Source organism: Streptosporangium sp. NPDC051023, from assembly GCF_040689595.1.
GTDB lineage: Bacteria > Actinomycetota > Actinomycetes > Streptosporangiales > Streptosporangiaceae > Streptosporangium.
The window spans coordinates 1-15,818 of sequence record NZ_JBFBCE010000018.1 but is presented as its reverse complement, the minus strand read 5'-3'; the positions used below and the strand labels follow the sequence as shown (position 1 = coordinate 15,818).

The 15,818-nt window shown below is 68.9% G+C and carries 15 protein-coding genes; 12 read left to right on the top strand and 3 right to left on the bottom strand.

Going from position 1 to position 15,818, the window contains the following annotated elements; translation table 11 throughout:
- Positions 1–98: 98 nt before the first annotated feature.
- From rplS to dprA, 8 genes are all read left to right on the top strand, one after another.
- Positions 99–452 carry a 50S ribosomal protein L19 gene (gene rplS, locus AB0395_RS14265; protein WP_366280627.1) on the top strand — a complete coding sequence of 118 codons (354 nt, stop codon included), beginning with the start codon at positions 99–101 and terminating at the stop codon, positions 450–452.
- Positions 453–605: 153 nt separating this feature from the next.
- A complete protein-coding gene (gene lepB / locus AB0395_RS14260; protein ID WP_366280625.1) occupies positions 606–1,478 on the top strand; it encodes a signal peptidase I in 873 nt (290 codons plus the stop codon).
- 9 nt (positions 1,479–1,487) lie between these two features.
- Positions 1,488–2,171, top strand: a complete 684-nt coding sequence (lepB, locus tag AB0395_RS14255; protein WP_366280623.1) for a signal peptidase I — start codon at positions 1,488–1,490, stop codon at positions 2,169–2,171.
- Positions 2,172–2,235: 64 nt separating this feature from the next.
- Complete coding sequence (locus AB0395_RS14250; protein WP_366280621.1) at positions 2,236–2,922, top strand: ribonuclease HII; 687 nt, start codon at positions 2,236–2,238, stop codon at positions 2,920–2,922.
- Positions 2,923–2,961: 39 nt separating this feature from the next.
- A complete protein-coding gene (locus AB0395_RS14245; protein ID WP_012888569.1) occupies positions 2,962–3,285 on the top strand; it encodes a DUF2469 domain-containing protein in 324 nt (107 codons plus the stop codon).
- A gap of 416 nt (positions 3,286–3,701) precedes the next feature.
- Positions 3,702–4,064 carry a YraN family protein gene (locus AB0395_RS14240; protein ID WP_366280619.1) on the top strand — a complete coding sequence of 121 codons (363 nt, stop codon included), beginning with the start codon at positions 3,702–3,704 and terminating at the stop codon, positions 4,062–4,064.
- Between the two features lie 50 nt (positions 4,065–4,114).
- The gene (locus tag AB0395_RS14235) at positions 4,115–5,686 is read left to right on the top strand and encodes a YifB family Mg chelatase-like AAA ATPase (protein WP_366280617.1); all 1,572 of its coding nucleotides are present in this window, start codon (positions 4,115–4,117) and stop codon (positions 5,684–5,686) included.
- A complete protein-coding gene (gene dprA, locus AB0395_RS14230; protein WP_366280615.1) occupies positions 5,683–6,948 on the top strand; it encodes a DNA-processing protein DprA in 1,266 nt (421 codons plus the stop codon). The genes AB0395_RS14235 and dprA overlap by 4 nt, the downstream gene beginning before the upstream one ends.
- Positions 6,949–7,034: 86 nt before the next feature.
- On the opposite strand, the gene AB0395_RS14225 is transcribed toward dprA, so the two are convergent.
- Positions 7,035–7,583 (bottom strand): M23 family metallopeptidase, encoded by a 549-nt coding sequence (locus AB0395_RS14225; protein ID WP_366280614.1) that lies wholly within the window; start codon positions 7,581–7,583, stop codon positions 7,035–7,037.
- 232 nt (positions 7,584–7,815) lie between these two features.
- On the opposite strand from AB0395_RS14225, the gene AB0395_RS14220 reads away from it, so the two are divergent.
- Positions 7,816–9,351, top strand: coding sequence for a CoA transferase (locus AB0395_RS14220; protein ID WP_366280612.1), 1,536 nt, complete (start codon positions 7,816–7,818; stop codon positions 9,349–9,351).
- Positions 9,352–9,942: 591 nt separating this feature from the next.
- Here the strand turns inward: AB0395_RS14220 and AB0395_RS14215 are convergent.
- The gene (locus AB0395_RS14215) at positions 9,943–10,428 is read right to left on the bottom strand and encodes a DUF1062 domain-containing protein (protein WP_366280610.1); all 486 of its coding nucleotides are present in this window, start codon (positions 10,426–10,428) and stop codon (positions 9,943–9,945) included.
- An 858-nt stretch (positions 10,429–11,286) separates the two neighbouring features.
- On the opposite strand from AB0395_RS14215, the gene AB0395_RS14210 reads away from it, so the two are divergent.
- Complete coding sequence (locus AB0395_RS14210; protein WP_366280609.1) at positions 11,287–12,633, top strand: APC family permease; 1,347 nt, start codon at positions 11,287–11,289, stop codon at positions 12,631–12,633.
- Here AB0395_RS14210 and AB0395_RS14205 read toward each other — a convergent pair.
- Positions 12,572–13,816, bottom strand: a complete 1,245-nt coding sequence (locus tag AB0395_RS14205) for an MFS transporter (protein WP_366280607.1) — start codon at positions 13,814–13,816, stop codon at positions 12,572–12,574. The genes AB0395_RS14210 and AB0395_RS14205 overlap by 62 nt on opposite strands.
- Before the next feature lie 117 nt (positions 13,817–13,933).
- On the opposite strand from AB0395_RS14205, the gene AB0395_RS14200 reads away from it, so the two are divergent.
- A complete protein-coding gene (locus tag AB0395_RS14200; RefSeq protein ID WP_366280605.1) occupies positions 13,934–14,536 on the top strand; it encodes a winged helix-turn-helix domain-containing protein in 603 nt (200 codons plus the stop codon).
- 227 nt (positions 14,537–14,763) lie between these two features.
- Positions 14,764–15,711, top strand: a complete 948-nt coding sequence (gene rpsB / locus AB0395_RS14195) for a 30S ribosomal protein S2 (protein WP_366280603.1) — start codon at positions 14,764–14,766, stop codon at positions 15,709–15,711.
- Positions 15,712–15,818: the final 107 nt, after the last annotated feature.

The following is a 15,818-nucleotide window of genomic DNA, read 5'->3' as shown; positions in this document are numbered from 1 at the left end:
CCAAGACACATCCAATCCAGCACGTGTGTCCATCGCGATGTCGCCCCGTCGCGACCGGATGGACCTCCACGCGCTCGCCTAAATGAGGTACCACTGTCATGAACACGCTGATCAGAGAGCTTGAGAACTCCTCGCTCCGCACCGACATCCCGGCGTTCCGCCCCGGTGACACGCTTGAGGTTCACGTCCGAGTGATCGAGGGCAGCCGGTCCCGTGTCCAGGTGTTCAAGGGCTTCGTCCTGCGCCGCCAGGGCAGTGGTGCCCGTGAGACCTTCACCGTCCGCAAGGTCAGCTACAGCGTCGGCGTCGAGCGCACCTTCCCGGTGCACAGCCCGGTCATCGAGAAGATCGTCCTGGTGACCCGTGGCGACGTCCGCCGCGCCAAGCTCTACTACATGCGTGACCTGCGCGGCAAGGCCGCCCGCATCAGGGAGAAGCGCGAGGCCCGCTGACGCGTCCGCGCCGTACCATTCTGGCCCGCTCCGCCGCTGGTGGTGCGGGCCAGTCGTATGCAGGAGGGTTTGACCTCTTATGGCGGACCCATAGCTGTCAGGTAACCCGGCGGGCGCCTGACCGGCACTTCTCATCATCTAGGCTCGTCAACGATGACTAGCGAAGACCGGGAGTCCGGCGCAACCTCGCGTCGACCTGTCGAGGACGAGGTGGGCGTGGTCGCCGAAGAAACCCAGAAGACCACCAAGGACGGCAAGGACAAGAAGAAGGGCTCCTTCTGGAAGGAGCTCCCCGTCCTGGTCGTCGTCGCGCTGGTTCTCGCTCTCGTGATCAAGACCTTCGTAATCCAAGCGTTCTACATCCCGTCGGAGTCGATGGAGAACACCCTCCTGGTCAACGACCGGGTCCTGGTGAACAAGCTCGTCTACCGCGTCCGTGACATCGAGCGTGGCGACGTGGTGGTCTTCTCCGGTGTCGACTCCTGGGACGGCGAGGTGCAGTTCGAGGAGCCGTCCAACCCGGTCACCGGGTTCTTCCGCTGGGTCGGCACCGCGTTCGGCGTCGTCCCGGGCGAGAAGGACTACATCAAACGGGTCATCGGCGTGCCTGGCGACACGGTGAAGTGCTGCGACGCCAAGGGGCGCATCACGGTGAACGGGGTTCCCCTCGATGAGAAGGGCTACCTCTATCCCGGCGACGTGCCGGCACGGGACCCCTTCGAGGCCAAGGTCCCGCCGGGCCGCCTGTGGGTGATGGGCGACCACCGCTCCGTCTCCCTCGACTCCCGCCTGCACACCGACGACCCGGGCGGCGGGTCCATCCCGATCGACAAGGTCATCGGCCGGGCCTTCGTGATCGTGTGGCCGTTCTCCAGGGCCGAGGTCATCCCCATCCCCAGCACCTTCAACCAGCCGGCCCTCAAGGCCGCCGTCGCGGCGGGGGAGGCAGCCCCCTTCGCGGCCGGTTTCGCGGGGGCCGTGCCTGTCGTGCTGTGGTGGCGCCGTCGCCGGCGTTCGAGGCGGTAGCCGTACCCCATGACCGTGGAACCCGAGAACAGGCCCGCCACCTCCGAGGGCGAGCCTGCCCCCCCGCACACAGCCGAGTCCCCCGATAACGTCGAGTCCGGTGCGGGGGAGGGCGCGAAAGGTGGGAAAAAGAAGAGGTCGGGCAGGAAAAGCCTGGTCGAGTCGCTGTTCCTTCTGATGGTCGGCGTGGCCGTGGCGCTGCTGCTGAACCTCTTCGTCTTCGGCTCCTTCAGCATCCCGTCGGAGTCCATGGAGAACACCCTGCTCGTAGGCGACCGCGTGTTCGTCAACAAACTGCACGGCGGGACCGAGCGCGGTGACGTGGTCGTCTTCAAGGGCTGGCAGGGCGACGACACCATCAAGCGGGTCATCGCGGTCGGTGGAGACACCGTGAAGTGCTGCGACGCCAAGGGGCGCATCACGGTGAACGGGGTTCCCCTCGAGGAGAAGGACTACCTGTATCCCGACGACTTCCCCTCGGGCGACAAGTTCGAGAAGGTCGTGCCGAAGGGACGGCTGTGGGTGATGGGTGACCACCGCTCGGCCTCGGCGGACTCGCGCACGCACGAGGAGCAGGCGGGAGAGGGCACGATCTCGGAGAAGGCGGTCATCGGCCGGGCCTTCGCGATCTACTGGCCGTTCTCCAGGGCGCGCCTCCTCTCAACGCCGGAGACCTTCACCAAGCTGAGATAGCGGTACCGAATGGCGCGGATGGGGCGTACTCTCTGCTCATGGTCGCTATGTCTGCCGTGGTGCGATGACAGTTGCGTTCCGCCCCACGCCCAGTGTGGTCCGGCGAGACTCAGGGCTGTACGGCTATGAGCGGGCTCTCGCACGCCGTGGCCTGGGGCCCGTGGCCGGAGTGGACGAGGCGGGCAGGGGAGCTTGCGCAGGACCTCTGGTGGTCGCGGCGGTCGTGCTCGGGCGCCGGATCGAGGGTATGAATGACTCCAAGGTGCTGACGGCCTCCCGGCGTGAGGCGCTGTACGAACGGGTCATGGCGACCGCCAAGGCGTTCAGTGTGGTGGTGATCCCGCCGAAGGAGATCGACATCCGCGGCCTGCACAGGTCCAACATCGAGGGAATGCGCCGAGCCGTGGCACAGCTATCCTGTGATCTCGGTTATGTGCTCACCGACGGTTTTCCCGTCCCCGGTCTGCCTGTGCCGTCGCTGGGCGTGTGGAAGGGGGACCAGGTCGCCGCTTGCGTCGCGGCGGCCTCGATCGTTGCGAAGGTCACGCGAGACAGGATGATGACCGCGCTCCACGAACGCCATCCCGTGTACGGCTTCGCCGTGCACAAAGGGTATGGCACCGTGGATCATCGTAGGGCACTCGAGATGTACGGCCCGTGTCCTGACCACCGTTTCTCGTTCGCGACGGTGGCGAGGTCGGGGTCGGGTGAGGTGATGGGTGAGAATGAAGTGGGGGCCGGTGTCGCCTGATCGGGCGGCCCGGGAAGGGCGTGCAACAGGAGGACCGGTATGAGCGCAGAGGATCTCGAGAAATACGAAACCGAGATGGAGCTGCAGCTTTACCGTGAGTACCGCGACGTCGTCGGGTTGTTCACCTATGTCGTCGAGACGGAACGGCGCTTCTATCTCACGAACTCGGTCGACTTGGACGTCCGCACCGCCGAGAACGGTGATGTGTTCTTCGACGTGAAGATGCAGGACGCCTGGGTCTGGGACATGTACCGGCCGGCGAGGTTCGTCAAGAACGTCCGCGTGGTCACCTTCAAGGACGTGAACGTCGAAGAACTGGCCAAGCCCGACCTGGAGATGCCCAAGGAGGGTTTCTCGAACTGAACCTGTCCCGGCTTCTCGGCCCGGGAGCCTGTCCGGCCTCGGACGCCCGGGAGCGCGGGCTTTCTCATCCGGCGCTCTCCGGGGGCTTTCGGATGTCTTTCTGGTGCTCTCCGGGCGTCAGGGCTCCTTGAGCCGACGACGACGACCCGCGCCGACGGCCGGTCTCGGCGGCCCCAGGTCCGGTCATGGCGGCCAGAGGGCGCAGGGTTTCCCACCTGAACGCCAAACCGAGGATCCCTCCACCCCGGTGCGGGCCCCCGGGACCGGGTCCCTGGCCGGGACGTTCCCGGCCAGGGGGCTCGGGACCTGAGTTTTCCACAGGCGTGGCCCGAGCCCGTCTCGATATCCACAGAATCGGCTTCGGCTTCCCGGAGGCGGGGTGAGCTGCGCGAAGGTCTGGGACCGGAGGTGGTTCCATGGCCGCGAAGGACGAGCTGGGCAGGCACGGTGAGCAGATCGCCGTCGACTATCTGCTGGCTCACGACATACAGATCCTGGATCGCAACTGGCGGTGTCCCGACGGGGAGATCGACGTGGTCGCCCGCGAGGGGCACACGCTCGTCGTGGTGGAAGTGAAGACCCGTTCCGGGCGCACCCACGGCACCGCTTTCGAGGCGGTGACAGAGATGAAGCTCGCCCGTCTGCGCAGGCTCGCGGCCAGATGGCGGGGGGAGCGGTGCGAGCGATCCGAGAGGTTCGACACGATCCGCATCGACGTCATCGCCCTGGAACGGTTCGCCGGAGCCTTCACCATTCGCCACGAGCGGGGGATGTGCTGAATGTCTCCTGGACTTTCATGGACCGTTCGCCCTGCCCGGGGGTGGTGCGGGTGACCGTCGCACGCACACGCTGCGTCGCCCTGCTCGGAGTGACCGGCCACACCGTCGACGTCGAGGCCGACGTGGGCAGCGGCATGGCGGGCACGCATCTCATCGGCATGCTGGACACCGCGCTCAGCGAGGCGCGCGACCGGGTTCGCTCGGCCGTGGTCAACAGCCGTTACGCATGGCCGGACGCTCGCATCACCATCAGCCTGTTTCCCGCCAGCCTGCCCAAGCGGGGAAGCATGTTCGACCTCGCGATCGCCGTCGCGCTGCTGGCGGCGGCCGGATTCGTGCCTGCGGCCAAGGTCGCCAAGCCGTTCTTCCTAGGCGAGCTCGGCCTGGACGGCTCGCTGAGACCTCTGCGGGGTGTGCTCCCCGCCGTGCTGGCCGCCGTCGCCGCCGGAGCCCGCACGGTCGTCGTGCCCGCCCGTAACGCAGCGGAGGCCGGGCTCGTGCCCGACGTGACGGTCGTCCCCGCCTCCACTCTGAGCGAGCTGGTCGGCTGGTTGCGCAGCGACGATCAGGTCAACGTGCCCGTGATCGAAGGTCTCCGGCAGGACGGGACGCAAGAACTCGCGGACGCACGCCCGGCTTCTGCGGAGGGGAAGGGCGGAGCCGTCCCGGACCTGGGCGACGTGGCCGGTCAGCCCTTCGCCCGCCGTGCTCTGGAGGTCTGCGCCGCAGGAGGGCACAACCTGTGGATGCTGGGGCCGCCGGGCACCGGAAAGACGATGCTCGCCGAGCGCCTGCCCACCTTGCTCCCGCCCCTGGAACGCGAGCATGCCCTGGAGGTGACCGCGATCCACTCGATCGCCGGAGCTCTGCCCGAGGACCGTCCGCTGCTGACCCGGCCACCGTTCGTGGCACCCCATCACACCGCGACCGTCGCGGCCGTCATCGGCGGAGGCAGCGGGGCGATCCGGCCGGGCGCGGTCTCGCTCGCCCACCGGGGAGTGCTGTTCCTCGACGAGGCTCCGGAATATCCCGCGACCGTTCTCGACTCGCTCAGGCAACCCCTCGAATCGGGCACGGTGACGGTCTCCAGGGCGATGGGGTCCGTGAGATTCCCCGCGCGGTTCATGCTTGTTCTCGCCGCCAACCAATGTCCGTGCGCGCGTCCGTCCAGTCCCGAGGACCCGTGCCGATGCACTCCGACGACCCGCAGACGCTATCTCGCCAGGCTCTCGGGTCCGCTGCTCGACCGCGTCGACGTCAAGGTCACGCTCTACCGTTCGACTCGGCGAGAGCTCCTCGCCGACCGGCGGTTCATCGAACCGAGCCGGGTGGTGGCTGAGCGGGTGCTCGCCGCGCGCGAACGTGCCGCCAGACGGTTCGTGGGCACGCCGTGGCAGTGCAACGCGGAGGTGTCCGCCCAGGCCCTGCACACCGATTACCGACCGGCGTCGAAGGCGATGCTCCCCCTACTCAACTGCCTCGACAGCGGAGAGCTGAGCGCCCGGGGGCTGGACCGGACGCTCAGGGTCGCCTGGACGCTCGCCGATCTCGCGGGCAAACACGTGCCCGGGGTCACCGAGACCAACGCGGCACTCGGACTGTGGCTGGGAGAAGAGCGATGAACGACCGCCTCGCACGGGCCACGCTGATGCGGGTGGCCGAGCCCGGCGACGCCGTGATGGGCTGGCTCGTCGCCACCCGCGGCCCGGAGGCCGCTGTCGAGCAGGTCCGCAGGCCTCGCCCAGACCCGGAACTCACCCGCTGGTTCGCGAGCTTCCACCGCTCAGGCTCGGAGGAGGGCGCCTGCTCCGGGGTTCAGCGTGATCACAGCGGTTCGCCCGGGTCGCAGGACGCGCAGGGGGTCACGCCCGGAGCGCGAGACGATCGGGACGCGGCCAGGCTCGATCGGATGCTTGCCTCTTGGGCGGCTCGCCTTGAGATCGTGGACCCGGATCGGGACCTGATCGAAGGGGAGCGGTGCGGGGCCCGGCTGGTGGTTCCCGGAGACCTCGAATGGCCGACACAGCTGGACGATCTCGGGAACTGCAGGCCGTACGCCCTCTGGCTCCATGGAGAGGCGGATCTGCGGTTCTCCTGCCTGCGATCCGTCGCGGTCGTCGGTTCCAGGGCCGCGACGCCGTACGGCACGCATGTGGCGGCGGAGTTTGGCGCCGGGCTGAGCGAGCGCGGCTGGACCGTCGTCTCCGGGGGCGCTTACGGGATAGACGGGGCGGCTCATCGCGGCGCGCTCTCGTGCGAGACGCCGACCGTCGCAGTGCTCGCCTGTGGCACTGATGTCGCCTACCCCAGCGCACACCACGAACTGTTCGCGGCCGTGCGGTCTCAGGGGCTCCTGGTGAGTGAGTGTCCGATGGGGGCTCGCCCCACCCGCCAGCGTTTTCTGATCCGTAACCGGCTCATCGCCGCGCTGTCGCGGGGAAGCCTTGTGATCGAGGCCGCCGTGCGCAGCGGGGCGCTGAACACCGCCGGGCACGCCGTCTCGCTGAACCGCGTCGTGGCGGCTGTTCCGGGCCCTGTGACCTCGGACACCTCGGCGGGATGCCACCGGCTGATCCGTCAAGGCACAGCGACCTGTGTCACCACTCCCGAGGAGATGATCGAGCTTGTCGGTGTGATGGGCGACGACCTGGCTTCCGAACCCCGAGGCCCGGTGCTTCCCCGTGACCGGCTGAGCCCGGACACCCGCCGGGTTCTGGAGGCCATACCCATTCGCGCCGGGGCCGGTCCGGCCACGATAGCGGTGGCCGCAGGCGTCGATCTGGAGACGGTGCTGTCCTGCTTGGGCGGTCTGGCCGCCGCCGGATACGTCGAGCGCGTTCCCAAGGGCTGGCGCCTGCGCCCCGGCAGGTCCCTCGGAGACTGAAGGGATGAGAAACAGGCCATAGAACACTCCTGGGCTCTGCCCTTGGCCCATGGGCAGCCTCTCTTCGAGAGGAGCGTGGTTGTGGCTCACTCGTCGTTCGTTGGCCAGATGGGGAGCAGCCTCACCTGGCCGTGCCCCAGCAGGAGAAGCGGATCGAGGTAGAAGTGGTCGCGGAGCAGGCCCCAGTGCAGGCACATGGTCGAGCAGTGGCCGGGGATGTCCTGGACGACGCCGATGATCTCGCCCTGGCTCACCGTCTGGCCGTGCCGTACGGACGGCTGGACGGGGAGGTAGGTCGTCCGCAGCCCGCCTGGGTGGAGCACCGTCACCACACCTCGCTCGGCGAGTGGTCCCGCGTAACCGACCGTCCCAGCTCCCGCCGCGTGCACCTCCACGCCGGGCGTCGTGGCGAGGTCGACTCCACGATGACCGGCCAGCCACGGCTGAGCGGGAGGGGCGAAACTCCTGAGCAGGTGAGGGTGTCCTGGGAGGGGCCAGTTCCACCGGGGCAGGGGGGCGATGGTCTTCTGCAGGCGCGGCGAGGTGAGCGGGCCGGGTGCGCTTCCCGCACTCGGAAGGGTGAGCAGCAGGGCGGACAGCAGGGCTCGCATCGTGGAGGCGCGGAGGAAGTTCACGCGTCCGAGGATGGAAGACCTGAACCGATCCCGGCCGGGCCGAGCCGGATTCTGTGGACAGCCGGCAGGAGAGTCATGGAGCTGTGGACGACAGGAGTTCTGCCGATGAATTGTTTGCTCACAGGGGAGACAGTGCTCGCAAGGGGACGGCATGGGTGAGAAGGAACGGGGACAGAGGTTCAAGTCCGAGGAGTCTGTGCGGGAGCCGGTTGCGAGGGTGAGGGGAGAACTCGTGCCTGAGCCGGTGGTTGAGGCGGGGATTGGGGAGCTTGTGCGGGAGCTGGCCGTCGGGGTGGGGGTCGAGCTGCCAACGCTCCGGGTCACCGGGGCCGATCCCGTGCTGCCGTCCTTCTTCCGTGTCGGTACGGCCGCGGCCGTCGCCGTGGGAGCCGCCACCGCTGCCGCCGCGAAGTTCCGGGGAGACGTGAGGAACGTGGGAGAGATGAGGGAGGAGGAAGACGCCGGAAACTCGGGAGAGACGGGGAACACCAGGGAGGCGGGGGGTGATGAAGGCACCGGAGGCACCGGAGGCACCGGAGGCACCGGAGACTCGGGAGGCACCGGAGACTCGGGAGAGGTGGGAGACACGGGGGTGGCGGGGGTGGACGTACGGGAGGCGGCGGTTGCCTTCCAGGACGAGCGCCATTTCAGGATCGACGGGGCCGGGCCGGTCATGTGGGCCGCGCTCTCCGGTGACTACCGGACCATCGACGGCTGGGTTCGGTTGCACTGCAATTTCGACCATCATCGCGATGCGGCTCTCGCGGCTCTGGGACTGCCCTCCGGCGCGGGCGGTGACGCCGTCGCCCGGGTGTGCGCGGGCCGTACCGCCCTTGAGGTCGAAGATGCGGTGACACTGGCGGGGGGATGCGCGGCCGCGATGCGAAGTCGCGCCGTCTGGCGGGCGCACCCCCAGGGACGAGCGGTCGCGGGACTGCCGCTCGTCGGCATGACCCGCATTGACCACGCCGGCCGGGCAGAGGGGGCAGAGGGTGACGGCGGAGGGCGGCCGTTGGACGGGGTGCGGGTGCTGGATCTGACGCGGGTGATCGCCGGGCCGGTGGCCACGCGTACGCTCGCCGCTCATGGAGCGCGGGTTCTCAGGGTGGGGGCCGCTCACCTGCCCGAGGTTTCCGGCCTGGTGATCGGCACGGCGTTCGGAAAGCGGTCCTGTCACCTTGACCTGAGAACCCCGGCGGGGGGCGCCATGCTGCGTGACCTGGTCGCCGGGACGGACGTGTTCGTGCAGTCCTACCGGCCCGGCGCGCTGGAGGCGCTGGGCTTCGGCCCCCGCGAACTGGCCGCGATCAGGCCGGGGATCGTGTGCGTCGACATCTCCGCGTACGGCTCGCACGGTCCGTGGGCGGGCAGACGGGGCTTCGACAGCCTGGTCCAGATGGCGTGTGGCATAGCTCACGAGGGTGGGCAGGGAGTGCAGCCGCGTCCCCTGCCCGCTCAGGTTCTCGACCACGCGACCGGCTACCTGGCCGCCTTCGGTGCGATGGCCGCACTGCTGCGCCGGTCGGCGGAGGGGGGTTCCTGGAAGGTGGAGTTGTCGCTGGCCAGGACCGCGCTGTGGCTGGACTCCCTCGGCCGCGTCGACGGTGGGGACACGCCGGCTCCGGAGGTCACCGACCTACTCCGCGAGATGGACAGCCCGTTCGGGCGGCTCACCTATGTCAGGCCGCCCGGCACCGTCGACGGCGCCTCACCGTACTGGGCGAGCCCGCCGCCGGGACAGGGGGAACACCCGCTCGCCTGGTGGTGAGACCGCCCCGGGCAGGGATACCGCCCCCAGACAGGGATGTCGACGCCTCTTGGAAAGTCGACGCCTCTTGGAAAGAGACGGTCGGTTCCCACGCGCTCTTGGGAAGAGGCGGCCGGCGACCGGGTCTGGTAATGGTTTGGATACTGTTGGTTAGTTGAAAAAGCTGGTTTGGCCCTACTTTGCGGCCTATGCCGGTGGTGGAGTTCCTGACCGATGACGAAGCGTCCGCGTACGGCCAGTACACGGAGGTGCCGTCTCGGGCAGACCTGGAGCGAGTGTTCATCCTCGATGACGAGACCGGAGACTGATCGAGCGCCGCCGCGGCGCGCACATGAAGTTCGGCTTCAGTCTCCAGCTCGTCACCGCTCGGTGAGTGGGGACGTTCCTGGAAGATCCCCTGGACGTGCCTCACCCTGGCCTGCTGGGAGGGCATGGCCTACATGATCATCCTCGAGCCCGCTGTCTGCCTCCGCCGGCCGCTCCGCGCACACTGCGGCCACCCTGGGCGACTCCATGCCGCCGGAGCCGCCGCTGGACAAGGCGTGTTTCACCGGATGCTTGAGGGGATCGCGCGCCGCGGCTACATCCCCGCTAGTCCTCGGCCATCACGGTAAAGGTGAACCCGGCGCTCGTTGGACGGCGCAGCGGAATGTCGCACTTAATCCGGCGCAGCACCTCGTTCCTGCTGAGGCTGAGCCCTTGCGCGATGAGCCGCTCCGGGCGCACCGGCACCGGATCCTCGAAGACGACCTCCACCTGGACCGGCCACGCCTCGTCGAGCCATGGCGACGGAGTGTCCAGCCGCCAGGCCCCCTTCCAGTCCAGGGTGAAGCGGTTGCGCCGGGCGAGTAGCGGATCCAACAGCCTGGACGCCACCAGCTCCGGATCGTTGGCGTGGTAGCCGTCGAGCTCAGCCGGATCGAAGAATCTGACCGGCGCTCGCTCGTGCACGGTGAGCTTGCTCGTCCGATCGCAGGACACGCAGCGGACCAGCAGCCACACGTCCAGCAGCTTGCCGTTGGCGTTGACGCGGAACCTGCCCTCGCCGGTGGTGGCCGACTCCGACCGACAGTCCACGCACCGCAACGACAGCAGAGGCAGTCTGGTCCGACGAACGACCCAGGGCAGCACAGTATGAGGTTGTGAAGACATGATCTCTCTAGACCTGACACGAGGCCGATTGCGCGCGGCCTCAAACGCCGTATGACCGGGCGCACACGGGCAGCCCGGCAGAGCCGACGGGAGGGTCGGCTTGAAGGTGAGCGGAAGAAGGTGTCAGGTCTAAAGAGCAGGCGGGGTCACGCGGTCTTGTCCTCTGTCCTCACTGCGACGGGGCTGCAGACAACCTACGGGAACGCGGAAAGAAGGCTCAAACGGTTTGCCGGCGGCGGTGGTCCCTGTCGCTTGAGCTCACCCCAGCAAGTCCGCTATCTGCCACCCGCATCGGAGCGTTGGACAGCGGTAACGCACCATGTGCTGACTCGCTATGGCCACTGGCCGATTGGTTGCTGCTCAGGGGCCGAGGTCGCGGCGCGGTTCGCGTTGATGGAGTCGGCGGGCGTCGAAACGAAAAGTCACGCTAGGCGACTGGGCGGAGCTGGCTTAGCGGGACTTTCCGGTCCGATGTTCGTCAACCCCCGGTACCTCCGGGAGCGGCGGGTTTCCGGAGGGGAGCGGAGAGGAACCAGAGAAAAAGGGACCAGAGAGAGGGAAGAGGCGGTCGGAGAGAGGGGAGTTCCCGGAGAGGGCCGGTGCTCTTGTCCGGAGATCTGAAGAGGGGATGCGGGGGTACGGAAGGGGAAGTGTGGAACGTAGCGCTTGGGGATGGGACTTCCATGTTTCCGGGCGTTTCCATGTTTTCGGGGGTTTCTGTGCTTTCGGGGGTTTCCGTGCTCCGGTCAAGGAGTCGGATGTTCTCCTCCGGGGAGGGGCGGCGTGGAAGGACAGGCGGGGCTGCGCCGTACGCTCTCGGCTCGGGATCTGATCGTTTACGGGCTGCTGTTCATCGGACCTCTGGCTCCGGTCGGCGTGTTCGGAGTGCTCGACGCCAAGAGCGCCGGGGCGGTCGGGCTCGTCTACGTCGTCGCCACGATCGCCATGGCCTTCACCGCCCTCTCGTATGCCGAGATGTCGCGGGTCGTGCCAAAGGCCGGGTCGGTGTTCGCCTACGCCTCGGCGGGGCTGGGGCCGTCGGCCGGGTTCCTGGCGGGGTGGCTGGTCATGCTCGACTACATGCTCATCCCGAGCGTGGCGTACCTGTTCTCCGGGATCGCGTTGCACGCGCTCTTCCCTCCGATCCCCGCCTGGGCCTTCACCGCGCTGGCCTTCACCGCGACCACCGCGCTGAACGTCTCGGGAGTACGGCTGGCCGCCCGGGTCGGACTGGTTGTGCTGCTCGCCGAGATCGTGGTTCTGGGTGTTTTCGTGGTGATGGCGGTCGCGGTGCTGGTCACCGAGGGACCGGTCAGGTCATGGTCGTCGCCGTTCACCGGGGTCGGCGGGACCACGGTCGGCGCTGTGATCGGAGCCGTCTCGGTCGCGGTGCTGTCGTTCCTCGGGTTCGACGCCATCGCCTCGTTCGCCGAGGAGACGACCGGTGACTCCCGCCAGGTCGGCAGGGCGGTGTTGCTCTGCCTGGGAGTGGCCGGGGCGCTGTTCGTGCTCCAGACCTGCCTGGCCGGGCTGCTGGCCCCGATGAGCCCGGCGGAACTGGCGGCGGCCCCGGCCGAACAGGGCACCGCCTTCTACGACGTGACCGCCCGGTCGGTCGCGCCCTGGCTGGCCGATCTGATGAAGGTCGCCAAGGCGGTCGGGCCCGCGTTCGCCGCGATGACCGCGGTGGCGGCGGCGGGGCGGCTGCTGTACGGCATGGCCAGGGACGGCGGGCTGCCCCGCGCGCTGTCGTCGGTCGACGCGGGCTCGGGGACGCCCCGGGTTGCGCTGCTCAGCACGGGGGCGGTCACGCTGGCCGTCTCCGTCTGGGCGGCGAGCAGGCCGGACGGTCTCGACGTGCTGGTCTCGGTCGTGGACATCGGGGCGCTGGCGGCGTTCACCATGCTGCACGCGTCCGTGATCGGATATTTCAGGATTCGCCAGGGCAGCCGTGATCTGTGGCGGCATTTGGTCATGCCGGTCGCGGGCGGGCTCGTCGCGATCTGGATTATCGTTCTGGCCGCCCCCCTCGCCAAGCTCGTCGGCCTGGCCTGGCTGGCCGCCGGGATCATCGTCCTCGCGGTGCGGAGGAACGGCCCAGCGGGGAGAGCCAGATCCACGGGATCGTGAGCGCCACCCCGGCCGCGCCGATCCACAGCACGGGGCGCAGTCCCAGCAACTCGCCGAGCAGGCCGCCGGCCAGGCCGCCGAGGGCGAGGACGCCCTGAACGGTGAAGGTGTTCGTGGCGTTGACCCGGCCGCGCAGTTCGGCGGGGGCCTCGCGCAGGACGACGGCGCCGAAGCAGACGGCGAAGGCGAGGATGGCCGCGCCGGTGACCAGTCCGCTGGCGGCCATGAGCAGGGACGTGGCCCACAGTGGCCCCGAGCCGGAGGCGACCGCCGCGGTCACGTAGTTGAGCGGGAAGAACAGCACCGCGCAGCCCAGCACCCGGCTCTCACCGAATCGCCTGGCCAGGCGCGGGGTGACGGCCGCACCGACCAGGCCGCCGACGCCGAAGAAGGCGGTGAGGGCGCCGATCAGCCCCGCGGGCAGGCGTAGCTCGGTGAGCGCGTAGATCACGAACACCGCGCCGTACGCGGCGGCGAAGAAGTTGGTCACGACCCCGCAGCCGCAGAGCACCCTGAGCGCCGGGTTGCCCACCACCGCGCGCAGGCCCTCGTCGATCTCGGTCCACATGCCGCGGGGAGGAGCCGGGGTGTGCTCCTCCGGCGCCCCGATCGACCGGATCAGGAACGCCGAGACCAGGAAGGATGCCGCATCGACCACGATCGTGAACGGCGCGGTGAACAGCTGGACGAGCAGGCCCGCGAGCCCGGGGCCGCAGACGGAGGCGATGGAGTGGACCGAATGCATGCCCGTGAGGGCCTCGGTCCGCTGATCCTCGTGGACCACGACGGCCAGGTGCGGGAAGCTCGCCGCGCGAAAGACCGTGGTGCCGGTGCCGACGACGAACGTCACCGCGATCAGCCACGGCACGGTCAGCAGCCCGGCGACCCAGGCGAGGGGAACCGTGGCCATGGCCATCGCCGAAACCGCCTCGCAGGCGACCATGACCGGCCTGTGGCGTCTGAGCCGGTCGGCGATCGCGCCCGACTGGAGCCCGAACAGCAGGAAGGGCAGCGAGGACGCGGTGGTGAGCACCCCCATCTGGAAGGGGGAGGCGCCGAGCAGGGCGGCGGCGGTCAGCGGCACAGCCAGCCGGGAGACCTCGGTGCCGGTCTCCGAGGTGACGCGGGCGGACAGCAGTAGCCGGTAGTCGCGCTGCCTGCGCAGCGGGATGGTCTGGAGCACGGGGGATCACAGCGCTTTCCTGAGAGTGCTTCTGAAGGGAATCCTTCACAACTATGAAGGTAACCCTTCACATTTGTGAAGGCAATCCTTCAGATCTGGAGTGGGTACGGTTTGCACATGACCCAGGCACGCGAGCCGCTCACCGATCCCGTGGCGATGCGCGCGCTCGCCCACCCCGCGCGGCTGGCCATCCTGAACCGGCTCCAGGTCGAGGGGCCCGCGACCGCGACCGAGGTCGCCGAGGTCGTCGGGGTCACGCCCAGCGCGGCCAGCTACCACCTGCGCATGCTCGCCAAGTACGGCTTCGCGGAGGACGCGCCCCCTCGGGGCGACGGCAGGGAGCGGGTGTGGCGGTTCGCCTCCCGCAGCATGACCATCTCCCCGGACCCGGACGACCGCCCCGAGGTGCGGGCCGCCAAGGATCTGCTGATCAAGGCCGTGCGCGACCAGGCGGCCGACGAGGCGGCCCGCGCCAGGGAGAACTTCGACCGCGAGCCCCGGGAGTGGCGCGAGGCCTCGGTGTTCACCCGCACCGTCCTGCTGGTGGACGCAGAGGAGCTGAAGGTGCTCAACGCGCGGATCGACGAGCTGCTCGCCCCCTACGCGATCACCGCCAGGGACCGGGCGGAGGCTCCGGCGGGGGCCAGGGTCTCCGAGGCCCAGGTCGGCCTCTTCCCCAGGGCCGAGCGACGCCCGCACGGGCTGCCCCGGGACAGCTAACCGCCGGTTGAGACGCTGAGGTCAGCCCGAGGCCTCGCTGAGGGTACAATTTTCGATGGCCTGTGACTCACGGGCCGACTTCGCATGCCCCGTCAAGAACTGTTCCCTCGGTCCGGGTGAGAGCCCGGCTGGAGCAGGTTCGGAGCATCAGGGCGGCGGTCGCGGACCGCCGCGTCAAACCGAGAACAGCGCCCAGCGATGGGCGCTCCGATCTGGAGGACAATCACATGTCCACCCCCGTCGTCACCATGCGACAGCTGCTCGAGAGCGGCGTTCACTTCGGTCACCAGACCCGCCGCTGGAACCCGAAGATGAAGCGCTTCATCTTCACCGAGCGCAACGGCATCTACATCATCGACCTGCAGAAGTCGCTGGCCTTCATCGACAGGGCCTACGACTTCGTCAAGGAGACCGTCGCGCACGGCGGCACGATCATGTTCATCGGCACGAAGAAGCAGGCCCAGGAGGCCATCGCCGAGCAGGCCGCGCGCGTCGGCATGCCGTACGTCAACCAGCGTTGGCTGGGTGGCATGCTCACCAACTTCTCCACCGTGCACAAGAGGCTCCAGCGTCTGAAGGAGCTCGAGGAGCTCGACTTCGACAACGTGGCCGCCTCGGGGCTCACCAAGAAGGAGCTCCTCATGCGCCGCCGCGAGAAGGAGAAGCTCGAGCGCACCCTCGGCGGCATCCGCGACATGTCCCGCGTGCCCAGCGCGGTGTGGGTCGTCGACACCAAGAAGGAGCACATCGGGATCAGCGAGGCCCGCAAGCTCAACATCCCGGTCGTCGCGATCCTCGACACCAACTGCGACCCGGACGAGGTCGACTACCCGATCCCGGGTAACGACGACGCCATCCGCGCCGTCGGCCTGCTGACCCGCGTCGTCGCCGACGCCGTCGCCGCCGGCCTCATGGCCCGCGCCGGTGTCAACCGCGGTGACGACAAGCCGGCCGTCGCCGGTGGCGCCGAGCCGCTGGCCGAGTGGGAGCAGGAGCTGCTCGCGGGCGCCGAGAGCGCTCCGGCCGCCGCTGACGCCGCCGAGACCGCTCCGGTCGCCGAGGTCACTGAGGTCACTGAGGTCACTGAGGTCGCCGAGGCTGCTCCGGCCGCTGAGAACGACGCCGACGCCGAGGCTGCCGCTCCGGCCGCCGAGGACGCCGACAAGCAGGCCTAGGCCTCTCTCGTACGGCGCAGCCGTACGACCCGCAAGGCTCTTTCCGGGTGGGTGGGGCCCCGCAAGGACGCACCCCCCCCAAACACCCCGAATACAACCAGGAAGAA

Bases quoted from the DNA above. Each gene is read 5' to 3' on its own strand.
- rplS (WP_366280627.1), top strand. From the start codon at position 99: ATGAACACGCTGATCAGAGAGCTTGAGAACTCCTCGCTCCGCACCGAC.
- lepB (WP_366280625.1), top strand. From the start codon at position 606: ATGACTAGCGAAGACCGGGAGTCCGGCGCAACCTCGCGTCGACCTGTC.
- lepB (WP_366280623.1), top strand. From the start codon at position 1,488: ATGACCGTGGAACCCGAGAACAGGCCCGCCACCTCCGAGGGCGAGCCT.
- AB0395_RS14250 (WP_366280621.1), top strand. From the start codon at position 2,236: ATGACAGTTGCGTTCCGCCCCACGCCCAGTGTGGTCCGGCGAGACTCA.
- AB0395_RS14245 (WP_012888569.1), top strand. From the start codon at position 2,962: ATGAGCGCAGAGGATCTCGAGAAATACGAAACCGAGATGGAGCTGCAG.
- AB0395_RS14240 (WP_366280619.1), top strand. From the start codon at position 3,702: ATGGCCGCGAAGGACGAGCTGGGCAGGCACGGTGAGCAGATCGCCGTC.
- dprA (WP_366280615.1), top strand. From the start codon at position 5,683: ATGAACGACCGCCTCGCACGGGCCACGCTGATGCGGGTGGCCGAGCCC.
- AB0395_RS14200 (WP_366280605.1), top strand. From the start codon at position 13,934: ATGACCCAGGCACGCGAGCCGCTCACCGATCCCGTGGCGATGCGCGCG.
- rpsB (WP_366280603.1), top strand. From the start codon at position 14,764: ATGTCCACCCCCGTCGTCACCATGCGACAGCTGCTCGAGAGCGGCGTT.